The organism is Chryseobacterium carnipullorum (genome assembly GCF_900142785.1).
In the GTDB taxonomy this organism is placed as follows: Bacteria; Bacteroidota; Bacteroidia; order Flavobacteriales; family Weeksellaceae; genus Chryseobacterium; species Chryseobacterium carnipullorum.
On record NZ_FRCD01000001.1, the window covers coordinates 364,148 to 382,026 of the forward strand.

The 17,879-nt window shown below is 38.6% G+C and carries 17 protein-coding genes; 11 read left to right on the top strand and 6 right to left on the bottom strand.

Annotated elements, in window-relative coordinates:
- Position 1: 1 nt before the first annotated feature.
- Positions 2 to 2,224 carry a hypothetical protein gene (locus BUC06_RS01695; RefSeq protein ID WP_073328843.1) on the top strand — a complete coding sequence of 741 codons (2,223 nt, stop codon included), beginning with the start codon at positions 2 to 4 and terminating at the stop codon, positions 2,222 to 2,224.
- 56 nt (positions 2,225 to 2,280) lie between these two features.
- Here the strand turns inward: BUC06_RS01695 and BUC06_RS01700 are convergent, their stop codons facing one another.
- The 4 genes from BUC06_RS01700 to BUC06_RS01715 form a co-directional block, all read right to left on the bottom strand.
- The gene (locus tag BUC06_RS01700; protein WP_073328845.1) at positions 2,281 to 2,889 is read right to left on the bottom strand and encodes a DUF4126 domain-containing protein; all 609 of its coding nucleotides are present in this window, start codon (positions 2,887 to 2,889) and stop codon (positions 2,281 to 2,283) included.
- Between the two features lie 295 nt (positions 2,890 to 3,184).
- Positions 3,185 to 3,559 carry a ribonuclease P protein component gene (gene rnpA / locus BUC06_RS01705; RefSeq protein WP_073328847.1) on the bottom strand — a complete coding sequence of 125 codons (375 nt, stop codon included), beginning with the start codon at positions 3,557 to 3,559 and terminating at the stop codon, positions 3,185 to 3,187.
- Positions 3,559 to 4,284 (bottom strand): tRNA threonylcarbamoyladenosine dehydratase, encoded by a 726-nt coding sequence (locus BUC06_RS01710; RefSeq protein ID WP_073328849.1) that lies wholly within the window; start codon positions 4,282 to 4,284, stop codon positions 3,559 to 3,561. The genes rnpA and BUC06_RS01710 overlap by 1 nt, the downstream gene beginning before the upstream one ends.
- Positions 4,277 to 4,903, bottom strand: coding sequence for a TatD family hydrolase (locus BUC06_RS01715; RefSeq protein ID WP_073328852.1), 627 nt, complete (start codon positions 4,901 to 4,903; stop codon positions 4,277 to 4,279). Before BUC06_RS01715 ends, BUC06_RS01710 begins: the two co-directional genes overlap by 8 nt.
- A gap of 98 nt (positions 4,904 to 5,001) precedes the next feature.
- Between BUC06_RS01715 and BUC06_RS01720 the strand changes: the two genes are divergently transcribed.
- From BUC06_RS01720 to BUC06_RS01760, 9 genes are all read left to right on the top strand, one after another.
- Complete coding sequence (locus BUC06_RS01720) at positions 5,002 to 5,631, top strand: TetR/AcrR family transcriptional regulator (RefSeq protein ID WP_073328854.1); 630 nt, start codon at positions 5,002 to 5,004, stop codon at positions 5,629 to 5,631.
- A 103-nt stretch (positions 5,632 to 5,734) separates the two neighbouring features.
- The gene (locus tag BUC06_RS01725) at positions 5,735 to 6,730 is read left to right on the top strand and encodes an outer membrane protein assembly factor BamD (RefSeq protein WP_073328857.1); all 996 of its coding nucleotides are present in this window, start codon (positions 5,735 to 5,737) and stop codon (positions 6,728 to 6,730) included.
- A 42-nt stretch (positions 6,731 to 6,772) separates the two neighbouring features.
- Complete coding sequence (locus BUC06_RS01730; protein WP_027372958.1) at positions 6,773 to 7,096, top strand: DNA-directed RNA polymerase subunit omega; 324 nt, start codon at positions 6,773 to 6,775, stop codon at positions 7,094 to 7,096.
- A gap of 123 nt (positions 7,097 to 7,219) precedes the next feature.
- A complete protein-coding gene (gene coaBC, locus BUC06_RS01735) occupies positions 7,220 to 8,425 on the top strand; it encodes a bifunctional phosphopantothenoylcysteine decarboxylase/phosphopantothenate--cysteine ligase CoaBC (RefSeq protein ID WP_073328859.1) in 1,206 nt (401 codons plus the stop codon).
- 36 nt (positions 8,426 to 8,461) lie between these two features.
- Positions 8,462 to 9,364 carry a type IX secretion system protein PorD gene (gene porD, locus BUC06_RS01740; RefSeq protein ID WP_073328862.1) on the top strand — a complete coding sequence of 301 codons (903 nt, stop codon included), beginning with the start codon at positions 8,462 to 8,464 and terminating at the stop codon, positions 9,362 to 9,364.
- Positions 9,365 to 9,441: 77 nt separating this feature from the next.
- The gene (locus tag BUC06_RS01745; protein ID WP_073328864.1) at positions 9,442 to 11,091 is read left to right on the top strand and encodes a DNA repair protein RecN; all 1,650 of its coding nucleotides are present in this window, start codon (positions 9,442 to 9,444) and stop codon (positions 11,089 to 11,091) included.
- Positions 11,092 to 11,141: 50 nt separating this feature from the next.
- Positions 11,142 to 12,608, top strand: coding sequence for a DUF5687 family protein (locus tag BUC06_RS01750; RefSeq protein ID WP_073328867.1), 1,467 nt, complete (start codon positions 11,142 to 11,144; stop codon positions 12,606 to 12,608).
- A 3-nt stretch (positions 12,609 to 12,611) separates the two neighbouring features.
- The gene (locus BUC06_RS01755) at positions 12,612 to 13,331 is read left to right on the top strand and encodes an ABC transporter ATP-binding protein (protein ID WP_073328869.1); all 720 of its coding nucleotides are present in this window, start codon (positions 12,612 to 12,614) and stop codon (positions 13,329 to 13,331) included.
- Between the two features lie 14 nt (positions 13,332 to 13,345).
- On the top strand, positions 13,346 to 14,281 hold the full coding sequence (locus tag BUC06_RS01760; protein ID WP_073328872.1) for a Dyp-type peroxidase: 936 nt from the start codon (positions 13,346 to 13,348) through the stop codon (positions 14,279 to 14,281).
- 59 nt (positions 14,282 to 14,340) lie between these two features.
- On the opposite strand, the gene BUC06_RS23475 is transcribed toward BUC06_RS01760, so the two are convergent.
- Both BUC06_RS23475 and fumC read right to left on the bottom strand, forming a co-directional pair.
- Positions 14,341 to 14,532, bottom strand: coding sequence for a bacteriocin-like protein (locus BUC06_RS23475; protein WP_139263258.1), 192 nt, complete (start codon positions 14,530 to 14,532; stop codon positions 14,341 to 14,343).
- A gap of 146 nt (positions 14,533 to 14,678) precedes the next feature.
- The gene (gene fumC / locus BUC06_RS01765; RefSeq protein WP_073328874.1) at positions 14,679 to 16,073 is read right to left on the bottom strand and encodes a class II fumarate hydratase; all 1,395 of its coding nucleotides are present in this window, start codon (positions 16,071 to 16,073) and stop codon (positions 14,679 to 14,681) included.
- Positions 16,074 to 16,209: 136 nt separating this feature from the next.
- Between fumC and BUC06_RS01770 the strand changes: the two genes are divergently transcribed.
- Positions 16,210 to 17,817: a fumarate hydratase gene (locus BUC06_RS01770; protein WP_073328877.1), complete on the top strand. Its 1,608-nt coding sequence runs from the start codon at positions 16,210 to 16,212 to the stop codon at positions 17,815 to 17,817.
- Positions 17,818 to 17,879 lie beyond the last annotated feature (62 nt).

The window sequence follows — 17,879 nt, forward strand, 5'->3', positions numbered from 1 at the left end:
GATGAATCCCAGAGTTTTAGAATTATTAAAGAACCCCAAAAATATTCAGTCAGAAGATCTCGGTCTTTTGAAAGAAGAAATTCATGCATTTCCTTATGTTCAGAACATCAGGGCACTTCATTTGTTTGGGGTACACCTTTATGATAAAGAAAACTATCAGAAAGAACTTTCGACAACGGCAGCGTATACTACTGACAAGAAACTTCTTTATCAGCTGATTAACGGGAAAATACAGCGAGAACCAAAGCGTGAGGTTTTAGAAGACAAAAAAACTTCTAAAACAGCAGAAAAAGAGGTGAAATATTCCTATAAAGACAAAGCTTTCCCGATAAAAAGAGAGGAGCCTTCCGAAAAAATACAGCAGAAACAGGAGAAATATGAAGCGGTGGCCAGCATGATGCCACCTGTTCAGGAAGTGAAACACATCCATACCAACGGGGAAAGAAACCGTATTCTCTTTGAAGGTGAAGAAAACTTCCTTGAGGAAACCAGCTCTGAAATCATAGATCTTGAATCCACACTCGAATCAGGGGTCATCGTAACTCAAAAAACGGAAAATGCTGCAAAAGATCTGCAGGAAGAAGTTGTACAAACAGCAGAAACACAAAAAAGTGAGGAGGAGAAAGAGTTAGAAGTAGGAGCAGACTTTACTCCTGAACTTATTGTTGATGAAAATAATATTGATAGCCAGCCAGAAGAGCAGAAAATCGATAAAGATGAAGATGTAAGCTTCCATGAAGTAGAAACAGAAAATAATGATAAGAATGATAGTGAAACTGGAGCAGAATTCACTCCGGAATTGATTGTTGAAGAAAATAATATAGCCAGCCAGCCAGAAGAACAGGAAATTGATAAAGGGGAAGACGTAAGCTTTCATGAAGTTGAAACCATCATTCCGGAACCGGAAGCTAATGAAAATGAGGAACAACAGGAAAAAGTTGAAGAACCTTTAGTTACCGAAAGAGATCAGGACCCTGTCATCGTTGCTGTAAAGGAAGATTCAGTCGAGCTGGATGCTGAAATAAGTTTCCATGGAATGGATCAGTTTCTTCCCGATGTTAAGATTCAGGCAAACAGTGAGGATGAGGCAGTAGCTCCTGAAGTTTCTAAACCGACTGTTAATAAACATGAGGAAGAAATGCGACGTCTGATTGAAGAGGTGGAGAAGAAAATGAAAGAGGCTCAATCCGCTCCAAAAGCTGAGATTGAGGATACTGAAACAACCGACCACGAGATCAGTTTTGCAGAAACACAAAACTTCCATTTCTGGTCCACTGAAAAAGAAGAACCTAAAGCTGAAGAATCTGTACCTGAACCCATAGAAAATAAGGTAGTTCAGCCGGAACCAAAGGAAAAACCTGTAGAAATAACGGAAAGAGTTGAAGAACCTGAGGAGGAAACCTCACAAGAAGTTTCTGCATGGAAACCGATGAGTCTGGATGCTAATCTGCCCGACTCGATGATCAGTAAAGAAACTGCAGCAAACTCACCTAAGACTGAAGCTCCAAAACAGCAGGAAATTTCAGATGCAAAAGAAACGCATAAGGAAATAACTGGGCATTCTGCCGGAGAGCCGCAAAAAGAGATTGAAACAACCTCAGGTCATAATATTCTGCCTGCTGTAGAGGAGGAGACCGAACTGCCGGTAGAAGAAGCTGAAGAAGTTAGAAGCTCTGAAGAAATTACAGAAACAAAAACGCAGAAAGGAGAAGAAGCACCAGTCATGAATGTTTCCTTCTTCGGGACAGATATTTCAAGTTTGTCTGTGCAAAAAGCGGAAAAAGAAAAAACTATAGAAGAACCTGTTCAGGAAGCTAAAGTTCAAAACACAGCAAAAGCTGCGGATGACAGTAATGTTCCCGGATTTATCAATACATGGCAAAGTTGGTTGAAAATAGACCGACCTGCAGAGGAAGAAGTCATTGCTGAGAAAAAAGTAAAAGAAGCACCCATTCCGCCGGTTCAGGAGAAGGTAATTGAAGCTTTTATCGAAAACAATCCTAAAATCAGTCAGTTAAGAGACGAAAGCACCTACGTTGTCAGAGAAAAGAATGATGATATTTCACACCTGATGACAGAAACACTGGCCAATCTGTACTTTGAACAGAAGTTATATACTAAAGCTATTAAGGCGTTTGAGATTCTGATCAAAAAGACTCCTGAAAAAAAGGAACACTTCCAATCTAAAATTAAAGAAATTAAAGATTTCAGAAGCAAAAACTAAAGAGCAAATAAAAGATAAATTAAAGGCTGAATACAGAAGTGTTCAGCCTTTAATTTTTATATATTTTCAGGGGTGTTTTTCCTGCCGCGTACTTTTCGCCACGCTTTCCGGCCAAAAACAACAACAAGAATAATCAGAATTACGGCAAATACAGCCGCAATAACAGGGGCTGCCATGGCCAATATAGTCATGATGCCGGCTCCTGCTGTTTCAGTCGTTCCCACCACAGAATTACCCAAACCTCCTGTGGTGGCAGTAGAAGCTGCCCGGATCCCGGCAAAGCCTGAACTGATGGTTGCTGCAGTTCCTCCTCCTGCAATTAAAGCAAGCGCCCACTGCGGAAAAGTACCCAGATCCGCAAACTGGCTCGCAAATAAAACAGAACCCGCCACGGTAGCCAGAGGCACAGAGATGGTATCCAGCAAATGATCTACGAAAGGAATATAATAGGTTAAAATTTCAGCAATAGTGGCAATACCCGTTGTAATAAGTGCCGGAAGCCCGGATATCCATTCAAAATGCTCATTCATCGGGATCCAGTGAAAGTACGAAGCAAGACTCACTGCAAACATAGGCAGAAAAACTCTGAAGCCTGTAGCCGCAGCCAAACCGATGCCGATGAAGGCGCTCAGTACGTAAGAAAAATAGGGAACATGGTCTAACATTTTAATTTTCAGATTTATTGTTTCCCCTAAAAATACAAAAACTATGCAAGATTTTAGAAAAATTTATAACCTGTAAATCACGGGCAGCTTATTCCCCACAGATTTATCTGATTGCACAGATATCTGTTCTGCATGAAATAAAAAAGATAAGCTGTAATTGAGATATTAAAGTAAAAGAAATGATTTCACAAAGAATTAAAGGTTTTTCTCTGTGAAAATCTGCGCGATCGGTGGGAGAAAATTTACAGTTTCACCATTTCATTGGTCAACTGTAAACTGCTGCATTGTTGCATTATTAAGCCTTCTTCTGCATCTGGCAAAGCTTGAGAAACTGCTCTTCCACTTCCTGAAATTTAGCCGGGATTTCAGAGGAAACCCAAAACATCATGGCCAGTGTTTTCTCTCCGAAAGCATCTTTATATACCTCCTTATTCAGGCGGTAACACTCCCTTAAGAGCCTTTTTACCCTGTTTCTGTGCACCGCCTTCTTGAAATATCTTTTAGAAACAGAAACACCAAACTTATGGTTTTCAACGGGTAAATTGGGTTTGTCTTTGAGAATAATGATTCTCAGATTTCCGCAACTCCTCCATTTACCTTTGTCAAAAAGTAAAGCAATCTCAGTGTTTTTTTTGAGTTTTTCTTCTCTGGAATATTTGAAGTTTTGCATTAATCCTGTTTCACTAAATAATTAATCACTTCCGCTGCTGCATACAATCCGAAAATTGCAGGAATATAGCTTACCGTGCCGTAGAAAGATCTTTTGTAATTGGCTCCGTCGGTCAGTTTCAGACTTTCCTCCTGCTGAAGTTCATTGGAAAAAACACATCTGAAGCCTTTATTGATATTTTCTTTTTTAAGTCTTTTTCTGATTTGTCTGGCCAGGAAGCAGTTCTGCGTTTTGCTGATGTCCCTTACCATAACTTTACTCGGGTCTGTTTTTCCACCAGCTCCCATAGAACTGATCAGTTTTATTTTCTTTCTTTTGGCTGCTTTGATTAAACACAGTTTGGGAGTAATGCTATCGATGCAGTCCAGAATATAATTAAACTTGTCCGATTCAAGAACTTCATCCATTCTTTCCGGATTAAGGAATTCATTGATCTTCTTCAGATTAAGTTCCGGATTGATATCCAGAAGTCTTTCCGCGACGACTTCTACCTTGTGCTTTCCTACGGTGGAACGTAAGGCGGGTAACTGTCTGTTAATGTTGGTGATATCTACCGTATCGCCATCTACAATCGTCATATTTCCAACACCCGATCTGGCCAGAAACTCTGCGGCAAAAGAACCTACACCTCCTAAACCGATGACCAGGACATTGGCCTTATTAAGTTTTTCTAAACCTTCCTCTTTGATCAGGAGTTCCGTTCTCTCCAGCCAGTACTTATCCATTCTTTATCGTGTCTAAATTTTCTAAAATCTGTTCATTCAGCCTTTCCACAGAAATACCCTTTAATTCTGAAACCTTTGAATATAATTCTTCAATATTAAAACATTCATTATCAGTTTCTAAAAAGATTTTATCTAAAGGTGCATTCCTTACAATATCCTGCAAAGATAAATGATACAAAACAGCTTTTCCAAAACTCAGATAAAAATTATTTTTCAACAGGTCTTCAGCGATCCGTTGTTTTTTGTTAAAACCATGAATAATAACCGCTTGTTCGGCTTTCTTAGTTAAAGAAATAACCTCATAAAACTTTCTGACACAATGAATAATCAATGGTTTCCTGATCTCATTGGAAATAAGAATCTGTCTTGAAAAAACTTGCTCCTGGATCTTTTGCGGTACAGCCACCATTGAATCCAAACCACATTCCCCGATCGCCAGACAGTTTTCTGAGATATTTGATTGCAGCCAACTGAATTGTGCCTCTATAGAGTCCAAAGCAATATCCCTGGGATGGATACCGATAGAGTAGGAACGGTCCGGAGGAGTCATTCCAGGGTCAATATTGTAAATTCCATGAAGAATATTTTTCCTATGATGGTGAAAATCAAAAAAATCCATTCACAAAAGTACGATTATCTGGAAAATTAATTTAAAATTATTAAACGAACGTTTATAATTGTGTTAAAAATTTCCTAACTTTACTCAAAGTGCACTTCATGAGAAAAAAATTTACGGAAAAACAGATCCATATACTGGATATTGCTGAAGAACTTATTGCCAAAAAAGGGTATGAGGGAACTTCGGTAAGAGATATCTGTTCCAAGGCCAACATCAATGTGGCAATGATTTCCTACTACTTCGGTTCCAAAGAGAAAATGATGTCTTACCTTTATCAGTACAGAGTGCTGAAAACAAGAGAGAATTTTTCGGAATTTGCAGATACCATCAAGGATGGCAAGCCGGAAATGCAGTTAAGAGAAATCATTAAATATATTGTTTCCCAACTATTCAAATACAACTATTTTCATGGGTTTGTTACCCAGGAACTCAGGCATACTGAAAACTTAAAAGATGAACTTCTCGATTTCTATCAGCTGTTTGTCAAAAAACTTGATGATGTGATCAAGAAAGGGGTGGCTTCTGGAGTATTTACTTTTACGCCAAAGCCTGAGGATATCCTTACCATGATTATAGGCTCCACATTATTTGTCATCAGAAATAAAAATTTCTATGAGCTCTATGTGCCGAGCAAAAATGAGGAAGCGTACACCAAAGAAGCAGAGAAAAAAGTAAGAATGAATCTTTTAGTCAGCGTTTTTGCTATTTTGGGATACGCTGCAGACTAAATTTACGTTAAATATTCATAAAAAAAAATCTATTGACAAAAAAGTTATATTTTTGCAAATTAGTAAATCGGCCCTATAATCCGAAAACTGTTGAATTTTTTATATGAAAAAATATATTTTAGGTCTTTTTGCTGTGGCAGTTGTTTCCTCATGCGTAAGCCAACAGGAAAGAGCAATGAAGAGTGCTGACAAGAATTTTATCTTAAAAGCAGCGAATGATAATTTTACCAAAAAGAAGTGGAAAAATGCATTGGCTCTATATGACAGGTTGACTAACCTTGTGGCAGGAACAGATGATTTTCCTAACGTAGGTTTTAATACTGCTTATGCGAATTACTATGACAAGAGTTATAAACTGGCAGGACATCAGTTTAAAAACTTTGCGGTCAATTTTCCAAAAGATCCTAGAGCAGAAGAAGCAGCCTATATGTCTGCATTATGCTACTATGAAGGGTCTATGGACTACAATTTGGACCAGTCTACAACAGAAACGGCGATCAATGAACTTCAGGACTTCCTGACCAATTATCCCAACTCTGAAAGATCTAAAAATATCAGTCAGCTTATTGACGAACTCTCTTATAAACTGGAATTTAAGGCCTACGAAAATGCCAGACAGTATTTCAAAATGGGTGAGTACAAAGCAGCCAACGTTGCTTTGGAAAATGTATTGGAAGACTTCCCAAGTACCAAACTTCGTCCAAAAATCTACGACTTTATTATGAAGTCAAGATATGAACTGGCTGTAAAATCTGTTTATGAGCTTAAAGACGAGCGTATAGAAAGTGCTCTTTCTTATACAAGGATGGTGGAAAAAGAACTTCCGAATACAGAGTATTCCAAAACAGCAACAGATCTGAGAGGAAAACTGGAAAAAGAAAAAGAAAACTTTGTAGTTGTCAAGAAACAAACAGAAGCAAGAATTGCGGCATTAACGATAAGACAGAAAAAAGAGGCTGAAAAACTGGCTGAAAAAAATAAAACTGAGCAGCAAATCAAAGATCAGATCAGTAATGAGAAGAAGGCAATGCAGATCCAGAGGGACAGTGCAGCACTTCAGACCCCTCCTCCAGCAGCCACTTTCAAAATCCAAAGATAATTCGTAAATTTGCCGTCTTATTAATAAAATAATTTTCTCAAAATGAGTGTAAAAGATACAAAAGCAGAAGTAAATACTATTACTTACGATAAAGACAAGATTGAAGATAAAGTAGGTTCAATCTATGAAGCTATTGTTATCATGGGAAAGAGAGCAGAGCAGATCAATGCGGAGATCCGTACGGAACTTCACAATAAATTGGACGAATTTGCTGTGCACAATTCTACATTGGAAGAAGTTTTCGAAAACAGAGAACAGATCGAAATCTCTAAACATTACGAAAAACTTCCTAAGCCTACTTCTATTGCTATCGAAGAATGGCTGAATGAAGATATCTATTTCAGAAAGACAGAAGACAGAAAGTAATTATTTTTGTTTTTAATCATATGAAGGTCATAAGGGAATTCAATTCTTTTATGACCTTTGTCTGTTTATACCCGGCTTTGTGCGAAAAAATAAGTAATTTAGTATTTCAAAAATTAAAACTAAATGAGTGTTTCCGGTAAAAAGATACTTATCGCTGTTTCCGGTGGAATTGCGGCCTATAAAATTCATTTCCTCATCAGGGATTTTGTGAAAAAAGGAGCCGAAATTCAGGTAATCATGACTCCAGATGCAGAACAGTTTGTAACAAAACTAAGTCTTTCAACCCTTTCAAAAAAACCTGTCTATTCAGATTTTTATGGTGATAACGGTACCTGGAACAGTCATGTTGAAATGGCCTTGTGGGCAGACGTCATGATCGTTGCTCCATGCACCGCCAATACATTAGCCAAAATGATTCACGGAATGTGTGATAATCTGGTCATTGCGACCTATATGTCTGCCAAATGTCCCGTATTTATTGCTCCGGCCATGGATTTGGATATGTATGCACATCCTTCCACCAAACAAAACCTTGAGATGGCAGAAGATTACGGACATTTTATTGTTCCCGCAGAAACCGGTGAACTTGCCAGCGGATTGATAGGCCAGGGTAGAATGGCAGAACCAGACACGATTGTTAAAACCATTGAGGATTTCTTTACCTCCGGAAATCACATCAAAAGTCTGGAAGGAAAAACGGTACTGATCACAGCAGGACCTACCTATGAAGCCCTTGATCCCGTAAGATTTATCGGGAATCATTCTTCAGGTAAAATGGGATTTTCCCTGGCTGAAGAAGCCTCAAAAAGAGGAGCCCGAGTAATTCTGATCTCCGGCCCGAGTGCCCAGACAACCGAAGATAAAAATATAGAACTGCATAAAGTAACCTCCGCAAGAGAAATGCTGAATAAAGTTTTTGAATTCTATGACCACATCGATATCGGTATTGCCAGTGCCGCCGTCGCAGATTACGCTCCAAAAGAAGTAGCGAAGGAGAAAATTAAAAAGAATGATGAAAATTTAACCCTTGAACTGGTTAAAAATCCTGATATCCTTAAAACAATGGGTGAAAAGAAAACCCATCAGTTTCTCGTAGGTTTTGCCCTGGAAACCCAGAATGAAGAAGAAAATGCAAAAGGGAAACTGGAAAAGAAAAATCTTGATATGATCGTTCTGAACTCCCTGCGCGACGAAGGGGCAGGCTTTAAAAATGACACCAATAAAATCAAGATCCTGACCAAAACAGGGAAAAAAGAATTTGACCTTAAATCCAAAGATAAAGTAGCCATAGATATTCTGGATTTTGTTGAGGCTCAACTTTTAAAATAATTTTAATAAATTTCCGTTCTCAATTTTTAATCGATAATGAAAAAAATTATAAGCTTATTCTTGCTGCTTTTTATATATAACCTGAGTTTTTCCCAGGAACTGCTTGCAACGGTACAGATCAACTCCCAGCAGCTGGGAGGAAGTAACCAGCAAGCCTACAAAGCGCTGGAAAAAAGTCTCAGAGACTTTATCAATAACACCAGCTGGACCGGTAAAAAACTGCAGAATTTCGAAAAGATCAAATGTAATTTTGCCGTTGTCATTGCAGAAAGAGACGGAAACAGATTTAAAGGAAGCATTGTGATCCAGGCTGTTCGTCCGGTTTACAATACAAATTACGAGTCACCGTTGGTCAATCTTCAGGACCAGAGGTTTGCATTTGAATACGTAGAAAATGAAAATCTTGTATTTAATGAAAGACAGTTTTCCGGTAAAAACCTGATCGATGTGGTAAGCTTTTACGTCTATGTGATCTTAGGGTATGATGCAGACAGTTTCCAGTCTATGGGAGGAACACAATGGTTCTCAAAAGCCCAGCAGATTGCTCAGAATTCACAGAACAGGAATTATGAAGGATGGAATGTCATCAACGAGCCGCGAAGCCGCACAATACTGATCAATGAGATTATCAACCCGAACTGGAGCCAATTGCGTTCCACGATGTATACCTATCACAGGGCTGGTTTGGATAATTTATTCAACCAGGATCAGACTGCTGCAAAAAAAGTGATCTTTGATGCGCTTATGCAGCTGAAAATGTATGAAAATTCATTTCAGCAGTCCTATTATTTCAATCTGTTCTTAGATAATAAAAGTGACGAGATTTTCAATATTTTCAATTCCGGAAACAATGGAGGATTGGTGATGAATGACCTTAAGCAGCTGATGATGATCCTTACGCCCAAATATTCAGAGAACAAATGGAGCAAGTGGAAATAAAATCTGCCAGCTTTACCCATTGAATACCGGATACTAAATTCTATATTTGCATTACTTAAAGTAATCAGTTATTATCCATGCTTTCGAGAATTTACATTAAAAACTTTGCCTTGATTGATACTCTTGAAGTATCATTGAATAACGGTCTGCAGGTAATTACCGGGGAGACCGGAGCCGGTAAGTCTATTATTTTAGGGGCTTTAAGGCTTATTCTTGGCGAAAGGGCTGAAGTAAAATCTATTTCCAAATCGGAAGAGAAAAGCATTGTGGAAACTGAATTTGACTTAAATAACCAGTTCAAAAAATTCTTTATTGAAAATGATCTGGATTATGAACATCAGACCATCATCCGAAGGGAAATCCTTCCTTCAGGGAAATCCAGAGCATTCATTAATGATGTTCCTGTGACCCTTGATGTCCTTAAAGAATTAACGTCTCAACTTATTGATATTCACTCACAGTTTGAAACCTCAAACCTTTTTACCTCAGAATATCAGTTTAAAATTATTGACGGACTTTCTGAAAATAAAAAGCTAATTGAAGAGTATCAGAATGAATTTTCCGACTTTCAAAGCTTAAAATTACAGCTTAAAAAACTTCAGACCCAACTTTCTGAAAACAGAAAAGAAAGCGACTACAAAGAATTTCTGCTGAATGAACTGGAGGAATTGAAATTGGATGATGTAGATTATGAAGACCTTCAGAATCAGTTATCTGTCCAGGAAAACGCTGAAATGATCTCAGAAAACCTTGTGCAGATTCTCTCAAGATTCCATCAGGAAGAAGTAGGAATTTTATCGTTCTTTAACGAAGCCAAACATAAGCTGTCACGAATTGCTGAAGTTTCAAACGGCTTCTCAGAACTTGACGAAAGGCTGGAAACCTCTTTTGTCGAACTGAAAGATATTATTTCCGAACTGGAAAATGAGTCCGAAAGAATAGAGATCAATCCAGCAAATCTGGCGGTTCTTGTGGAGCTTAATAATAAAATCAATGCCCTTTTTCTAAAGCATACTGTATCTGATATCAATGAATTAAGAGCACTCAGAGATCAGCTGGCAGGTGAGCAGAAAGGAGCTTCAGAACTCGAAGATCATATTGCCGAGATTGAAGAAAATATTTCTAAAAAAGGGAAAATACTTCAGATTCTCGCTGAGAAACTTTCAAAAAACAGAAAAAAATCGGTGCCTGTTTTCATTAAAAAAGCAGAAACCCTTCTGAAAAAATTAGGTCTTGAAAAATCCAGAGTGGATATTGAACTTCAGGATACTCAGGAATTTAATGCATTTGGAAAAGAAAATATACAGTTGCTTTTTCAGGCCAACTCAGGCTTTCCTTTAAAGCCAATCCAGACCGCTATTTCCGGTGGTGAAAGATCCAGAGTGATGCTTGCCGTGAAAAAGATCATTGCCGAAAGTGATGAGCTTCCAACCCTTATTCTGGATGAAATTGATACAGGAGTTTCCGGAAAAGTAGCCGAAGAAATAGGAAATCTGATGAGAGAAATGTCTGCGGATATGCAGCTTATCGTTATTTCTCACCTGGCCCAGGTTGCTGCCAAAGGAAATGACAACTACAAAGTCGTAAAACGTGATATTTCCGGTAAAACACAATCTACCATCATTCCTCTGAACGAAGAAGAGAAACTGAACGAGATCGCCCAGCTTCTTTCCGGAAGCAAAATTACCGATGCCGCACTGGCACAGGCGAAAGAACTAATTGGCTGAAAAACTGTAACATATTTTACATTATATTGACTAATATAAAAAACTAAAATATGTTTCTAAAGTTCCTCAGGCTGGAAATCAAAAGCTTTTTCCGTGGTACCTCCTTAGGCGTGAATCTTGCCATGAAAATCCTTCGTTTTATAGGAATCCTTTATTTTATGGCTTGCCTGGCAGGAGGCGCTTTTGCTACATTCTTTTACGTAAGAGACGAGATGCATCAGGATCCTTTGAAAGTAGTTTCAAAATTTTTAATCATAGCCTGGGCGGCAGACTTGATTTTGAAGTATATCTGGCAGGAAATGTCAACTCAGAATATTAAACCATTCCTGACTCTTAATATTCCCAAGAATACATTGGTCAACTACATGTTTGTTAAAACATTTTTATCGGCGTTGAGCTGGCTGAATTCTTTATTTTTTATTACTTTTTCTGTTATTGCCATGTTCAATGGATATAGTATTACCGGGATCTTAGCTTGGTTTACCGGAATTTCTTTTTTGTTTTATCTCAATAATTTTATCAACATTCTGTTCAACGATAAAGAAGCCGTAGTTATTAGTATAGGCTGCCTGTTTGCTGCCATTGCCGGGCTTGGATACTACCATATTGTACCTGTACTTTCTTACTCAGAGAATTTTGTATACAGTTTTTATCAAAGTCCTTACTTTATCATCGTTCCTATTGTTCTCTTTTTTGGTTTGTGGATCATCTGTTTTAAATATATCCGAAAAGAATTCTATCTCGATCAGGGACTGGAAGCGAAGAAGCAATTCGGAAAAACAGAAAATATTGCATTCTTAAACAAGTATGGCGTCATCGGAACATTCATCAACAATGATATAAAAATGCTGCGACGGAATAAAGTCACCAAAGGAATTCTGATCGGAAGTTTTTTCTTTCTTTTCTACGGCATGCTGATGTTCACTTCTGCCATTTACAAGACACCGGCCATGATCATGTTTATGGGGCTTTTTGTAACCGGAGGTTTTCAGTTTCTTTTCGGGCAGCGGGTTCCTGCCTTCGACAGCTCTTACTATCCTCTGATGATGACATTGAATGTACCTTATAAAGAATATCTTAAAGCAAAATGGTGGCTGATTAACATTGTGACCGCAGCTTCAATGATCATTGCTTTATTTTATGTGTATTTCGGCTGGGAAATGTACATCACATTTTTCGCCGCAGGACTTTACAATATGGGCGTGAATTCACAGTTTACCCTTTGGTCGGGAGCCTACAATAAGACTCAGATCGACCTTAATTCAAAAGAAAAAAGGATTGGGCAGAAAAACAGTTTTAACCTCAAAGCCTTACTCCTGCTGATCCCTAAAATGCTTCTTCCTATGGGTGTTTTTGCCTTGTCAAAATATTTCTTTGGAATGACCGGGGGAGTCATAAGCATTGCCATTTTGGGACTTTTAGGGTTTTTTCTCAGAGAAAAAATATTCAATATTATTGTCAAACAATATAAAAGAGAAAAGTACAGTACGCTGGATGCATTTAAAAATAAAGACTAAATTATGATTACTATCAATAACTTATCCAAAACTTACGGAACGGCTACCGTTCTTCAAATTGAGCATCTTGAAATTCCTAACGGAGAAACATTCGGGCTTGTTGGAAACAACGGAGCCGGTAAAACAACACTTTTCAGTCTGATGCTTGATCTGATTCAGGCGACAACAGGATCTGTAAGCATCGACGGCATCAAAGTCAATGAATCTGAGGCGTGGAAGAATAAAGTCTCCGCTTTTGTGGATGACACTTTCCTGATCGGCTATCTGACGCCCGAAGAATATTTTTATTTTATTGGAGAACTGAGAGGTCAGAATAAAGCTTCCATTGACGAATTCTTAAAACCTTTCCATGATTTTTTTAATGGAGAGATTCTGAATTCAGGAAAATACGTTCGTGATTTGTCAAAAGGGAACCAGAAAAAAGTAGGAATTATAGGCGCAATTATCGGAAATCCGGAAATTATTATTCTTGATGAACCTTTTGCCAATCTGGATCCTTCTACTCAGATCAAACTTAAAAACCTGATCAAAGAACTTTCAAAACAAGATGGAGTGACTTTTCTGATTTCCAGTCATGACCTGTCACATACCACCGAAGTCTGCAATAGAATTGTTGTAGTCAACAAAGGACAGCTTGTCAAAGACATTAAGACCAATCCTGAAACATTGAAGGATCTGGAACAGTATTTTGCAGATCAGGTTTCTGCGTCTCCGGTAATTTAATTCATAAAAAAATAATGAGCATAGAATCACAAAACGTCACCGACTATCCTAACAGCAACACTATTTTTATGGTGTGGAACCTGAATGAAAGCCCTCTACTGAAAGATACCTTTCAACAGCTTTGTGCATTGGTTCTCAATCTTAATAATTCAGTTTTCAACAGATTTCCGGACAGCAGAGCCAGCTGTGTTATGGGAATAGGTTATGAAGGCTGGAAAAAATTAGAGCTTCCAACCCCGTTACCTAAAGAATTGGTCAATTTTGAGGAAATTAGAGGAGTAAAGCATACAGCCGTTTCTACACCCGGCGATCTTCATTTCCACCTGAGAGCCGATAATAAAAGTCTTATTTTTGATATGGCGATAGAAATCTCCAGACTTTTAAGTCCTGTTGCAGAAAGTATTCTTGAGATCAACGGATTTAAATACTGGGATACCCGTTCCATTCTGGGTTTTGTAGATGGTACGGAAAATCCGCACGGAGAAGACCGGGATTATTTTGCGAAAATTGGAGAAGAAGATTTACAATATAAAGGAGGAAGCTACTTGTTTGTCCAAAAATATCTGCATAATATGGATGCCTGGAAAGGCCTTTCTACAGAAGAACAGGAAAAAGTAATCGGAAGATCAAAAGAAAATGATATTGAAATGTCAGATGCCGTGAAGCCATCCAATTCCCATATCGCATTAGCCAATATAGAAGGAGAAAACGGGGAGGAGCTTAAAATTGTAAGAGATAATATGCCTTTTGGAAGACCCTCTTCCAATGAATTCGGGACTTATTTTATTGCTTATTCAAGTACATTTACTACCACAAAAAAAATGCTGACCAATATGTTTGTCGGAGATCCGGTTGGCAATTACGACAGAATCTTAGATTTCAGCACAGCCGTCACCGGAACCTTGTTTTTTGTACCTACCAGAAATATGCTGGATGAATTTTCAGGATAAAAAAAGGCTGGAAATATGCTTCCGGCCTTTCTATCAATTATTTTAAATAGGATCTTCCTCTATCGGAACAGCACACATATCAACATGCACCATGCACATTCCCTGGCATGGATTGTCTGTAGGAAAACGGCAACATGCATAATAGCCATTGTAGGGATAAGATACGAATAGTTAATAGGGCAGTGTGGAATAACCACTCCCCCGAATACTTCTTTCAGGTTCGCTCTGTTGAATTTTTTAAGATTTTTCATACGATTAGTTTTATATATCACCAATATATGAAAAAATAAAATTGAAGAATGTAATTTTATAAAAATTTGTTGTTCAATATCTTACTTAAAATAAAAACCCCAGAATTTCTGAGGTTTCTATCATTTAATCTATAGGTTCTAAAATCTTATTTAAGGCTTCCCACCATATCTTCCGGCTTTACCCATTCGTCAAACTGTTCAGCTGTTAAAAAGCCAAGATTCACAGCTTCTTCTTTTAGAGTAGTCCCATTTTTGTGGGCTGTTTTTGCAATTTTTGCTGCATTTTCGTAACCGATGTGGGTATTTAAAGCAGTGACAAGCATTAATGATTTGTCTACCAGCTCTTTAATTCTCTCATGATTCGGTTCAATACCTTCCGCACAATGATCATTGAATGAAATACAGGCATCAGCAATCAGTTGTGCAGACTGCAGGAAATTGTAAGCCATAACAGGCTTGAAAACATTAAGTTCATAATTCCCCTGCGTTCCCGCAAAAGATATGGTGGTGTCATTTCCAAGAACCTGAGCACAAACCATAGTCATGGCCTCGTTCTGCGTAGGATTTACTTTCCCCGGCATAATAGAAGATCCCGGTTCGTTTTCCGGAATATGAATTTCACCGATTCCCGAACGCGGTCCGGAAGCCAGCAATCTGATGTCCTGAGCTATTTTGAATAGTGAAACAGCCAGTTGCTTTAAAGCTCCGTGAGATTCTACAATCGCATCATGAGCAGCTAATGCTTCAAATTTATTTTCAGCAGTAATGAAAGGGTGATTCGTAAACTTAGCAATATATTCAGCTACTTTTACATCATAACCATTTGGTGTATTGAGTCCTGTACCCACAGCAGTTCCTCCCAAAGCAAGTTCAGAAAGATGAGGCAGTGTATTTTTTAAAGCTTTCAATCCATATTCAAGCTGAGCCTTGTAACCTGAAAACTCCTGGCCAAGCGTAAGAGGAGTAGCGTCCATCAGGTGGGTTCTCCCGATTTTTACAATATCTTTAAAAGCTTCTGCTTTAACTGCAATCGTATTTTTCAGTTTTTCAACAGCAGGAATCGTTACTTCCACCACTTTTTTATAAGCAGCAATATGCATTGCCGTTGGGTAGGTATCATTGGAAGACTGCGATTTATTCACATCATCATTCGGGTGAATTTCAGATTTTTCGCCCAAAACTCCGCCATTGTTTACGTGAGCTCTGTTTGAAACCACTTCATTGATATTCATATTGGACTGCGTCCCCGACCCCGTCTGCCAGATCACCAAAGGAAACTGATCGTTGAGTTTTCCTTCCAGGATTTCCTCACACACCTTGGCAATCATATCTCTTTTTTCAGCAGGAAGAACTCCAAGATCTGTATTGGCGTAGGCTGCCGCTTTCTTTAAATAAGCAAAAGCCTCAATGATTTCGTGGGGCATAGAACCCTCCGGTCCGATCTTGAAATTATTTCTGGAACGTTCAGTCTGTGCCCCCCAAAACTTGTCTGAAGGTACCTGAACCTCTCCCATAGTGTCCTTTTCGATTCTGTAATTCATTGTGATTGAAATTTTTATAAAGTTAACGATAAACGCAGAATCACGCAATTTATAACCATTATAAATATCAATATGGATCACTGATTTTACTCATGTTTTTTTAAGGATGGCGTATTTTTGCACAAACAAAAATTGAATGGATTTTAGATATCAGGATCCGTATCCGATCCAGAAAGATGATACGGTGTATAAAAAATTGACATCAGACTATGTAAAGGTTGAGCAATTGGGAGATAGAGAGATTTTAACCATTGACCCGAAAGGACTGGAGCTTTTAGCGGAAGAAGCGATGGCTGATGTTTCTTTCATGCTTCGTTCTTCGCACCTGGAAAGTCTTAAAAGAATCATCGATGATCCGGAAGCTACTGATAATGACAGATTCGTAGCATATAATCTCTTACAGAATGCAGCAGTTGCCGTTGAGGGAGCGCTTCCTTCTTGCCAGGATACAGGTACAGCTATTGTAATGGGTAAAAAAGGAGAAAGTGTTTACACCGGAGTGGATGACGGAGAATACCTGAGCAAGGGAATTTATAATACATACCAGAAAAGAAACCTTAGATATTCACAAGTGGTTCCTTTAACCATGTTTGAAGAGAAGAATTCAGGATCCAATCTTCCGGCACAAATTGATATTTATGCTAAAAAAGGAGATTACTATGAATTTTTATTTTTAACGAAAGGAGGGGGATCTGCTAACAAAACATTCCTGTATCAAAAGACCAAGTCATTATTAAACGAAAAGTCTCTTGAAGCATTTGTTAAAGAAAGAATCTCAGATCTTGGAACGGCTGCGTGTCCTCCTTATCATCTGGCTCTTGTGATCGGAGGAACTTCTGCTGAAGCGAATCTGGCTGCCGTGAAAAAAGCATCTGCAAAGTATTATGACAATCTTCCGACAGAAGGAAATGAAGGCGGACAGGCATTCAGAGACCTTGAATGGGAAGCCAAAGTTCAGAAAATATGTCAGGAAAGTGCCATCGGAGCTCAATTTGGAGGAAAATATCTTACCCATGACGTAAGAGTAATCAGACTTCCTCGTCACGCTGCTTCCTGCCCTGTGGGAATGGGGGTTTCATGTTCAGCAGACAGAAACATTAAAGGGAAAATCACCAGAGACGGTATTTTCCTTGAACAGCTGGAAGAAAATCCGAAGAGATTCTTGCCGGATACTCCTCCGCACTTGGAAGAAGCTGTTGAAATCAATTTGAATAAGCCAATGCCGGAAATTTTGGCTGAGCTTTCAAAATATCCGATCAAAACGAGATTGAAATTAAACGGAACATTGATCGTCGCAAGAGATATTGCCCACGCAAAGATTAAAGAAATTCTGGACAGCGGACAACCGATGCCTGAGTATTTCAAAAATCATCCGATCTATTATGCGGGACCTGCAAAAACTCCCGAAGGAATGGCGTCAGGAAGTTTCGGACCTACGACTGCCGGAAGAATGGACGTCTATGTTGACGAATTCCAGAGCCACGGCGGAAGCATGATTATGCTGGCGAAAGGAAACAGAACTAAAGAAGTAACGGATGCATGTGGTAAATACGGAGGATTCTATCTGGGCTCCATTGGTGGACCTGCAGCCATTCTTGCCAAAGACAATATTGTATCCGTAGATATCGTAGATTTCCCTGAATTAGGGATGGAAGCCGTAAGAAAGATCGAAGTGAAAGACTTCCCGGCCTTCATCATTACGGACGATAAAGGCAACGATTTCTTCGCAGATCTAGCCCACTAATTAGTTTAAAATCAAAATAAATTAGAAAATAGGGCGTGTATCTTTTGTGTACGACACAAAAA

What these genes read in the sequence shown, in the direction of transcription:
- coaBC (WP_073328859.1), top strand. Translation starts at nt 7,220, where the DNA reads ATGAGTGTTTCCGGTAAAAAGATACTTATCGCTGTTTCCGGTGGAATT.
- fumC (WP_073328874.1), bottom strand. Translation starts at nt 16,073, where the DNA reads ATGAATTACAGAATCGAAAAGGACACTATGGGAGAGGTTCAGGTACCT.
- BUC06_RS01730 (WP_027372958.1), top strand. Translation starts at nt 6,773, where the DNA reads ATGAGTGTAAAAGATACAAAAGCAGAAGTAAATACTATTACTTACGAT.
- BUC06_RS01725 (WP_073328857.1), top strand. Translation starts at nt 5,735, where the DNA reads ATGAAAAAATATATTTTAGGTCTTTTTGCTGTGGCAGTTGTTTCCTCA.
- BUC06_RS23475 (WP_139263258.1), bottom strand. Translation starts at nt 14,532, where the DNA reads ATGAAAAATCTTAAAAAATTCAACAGAGCGAACCTGAAAGAAGTATTC.
- rnpA (WP_073328847.1), bottom strand. Translation starts at nt 3,559, where the DNA reads ATGCAAAACTTCAAATATTCCAGAGAAGAAAAACTCAAAAAAAACACT.
- BUC06_RS01770 (WP_073328877.1), top strand. Translation starts at nt 16,210, where the DNA reads ATGGATTTTAGATATCAGGATCCGTATCCGATCCAGAAAGATGATACG.
- BUC06_RS01715 (WP_073328852.1), bottom strand. Translation starts at nt 4,903, where the DNA reads ATGGATTTTTTTGATTTTCACCATCATAGGAAAAATATTCTTCATGGA.
- BUC06_RS01750 (WP_073328867.1), top strand. Translation starts at nt 11,142, where the DNA reads ATGTTTCTAAAGTTCCTCAGGCTGGAAATCAAAAGCTTTTTCCGTGGT.
- BUC06_RS01700 (WP_073328845.1), bottom strand. Translation starts at nt 2,889, where the DNA reads ATGTTAGACCATGTTCCCTATTTTTCTTACGTACTGAGCGCCTTCATC.
- porD (WP_073328862.1), top strand. Translation starts at nt 8,462, where the DNA reads ATGAAAAAAATTATAAGCTTATTCTTGCTGCTTTTTATATATAACCTG.
- BUC06_RS01720 (WP_073328854.1), top strand. Translation starts at nt 5,002, where the DNA reads ATGAGAAAAAAATTTACGGAAAAACAGATCCATATACTGGATATTGCT.
- BUC06_RS01755 (WP_073328869.1), top strand. Translation starts at nt 12,612, where the DNA reads ATGATTACTATCAATAACTTATCCAAAACTTACGGAACGGCTACCGTT.
- BUC06_RS01695 (WP_073328843.1), top strand. Translation starts at nt 2, where the DNA reads ATGAATCCCAGAGTTTTAGAATTATTAAAGAACCCCAAAAATATTCAG.
- BUC06_RS01745 (WP_073328864.1), top strand. Translation starts at nt 9,442, where the DNA reads ATGCTTTCGAGAATTTACATTAAAAACTTTGCCTTGATTGATACTCTT.
- BUC06_RS01760 (WP_073328872.1), top strand. Translation starts at nt 13,346, where the DNA reads ATGAGCATAGAATCACAAAACGTCACCGACTATCCTAACAGCAACACT.
- BUC06_RS01710 (WP_073328849.1), bottom strand. Translation starts at nt 4,284, where the DNA reads ATGGATAAGTACTGGCTGGAGAGAACGGAACTCCTGATCAAAGAGGAA.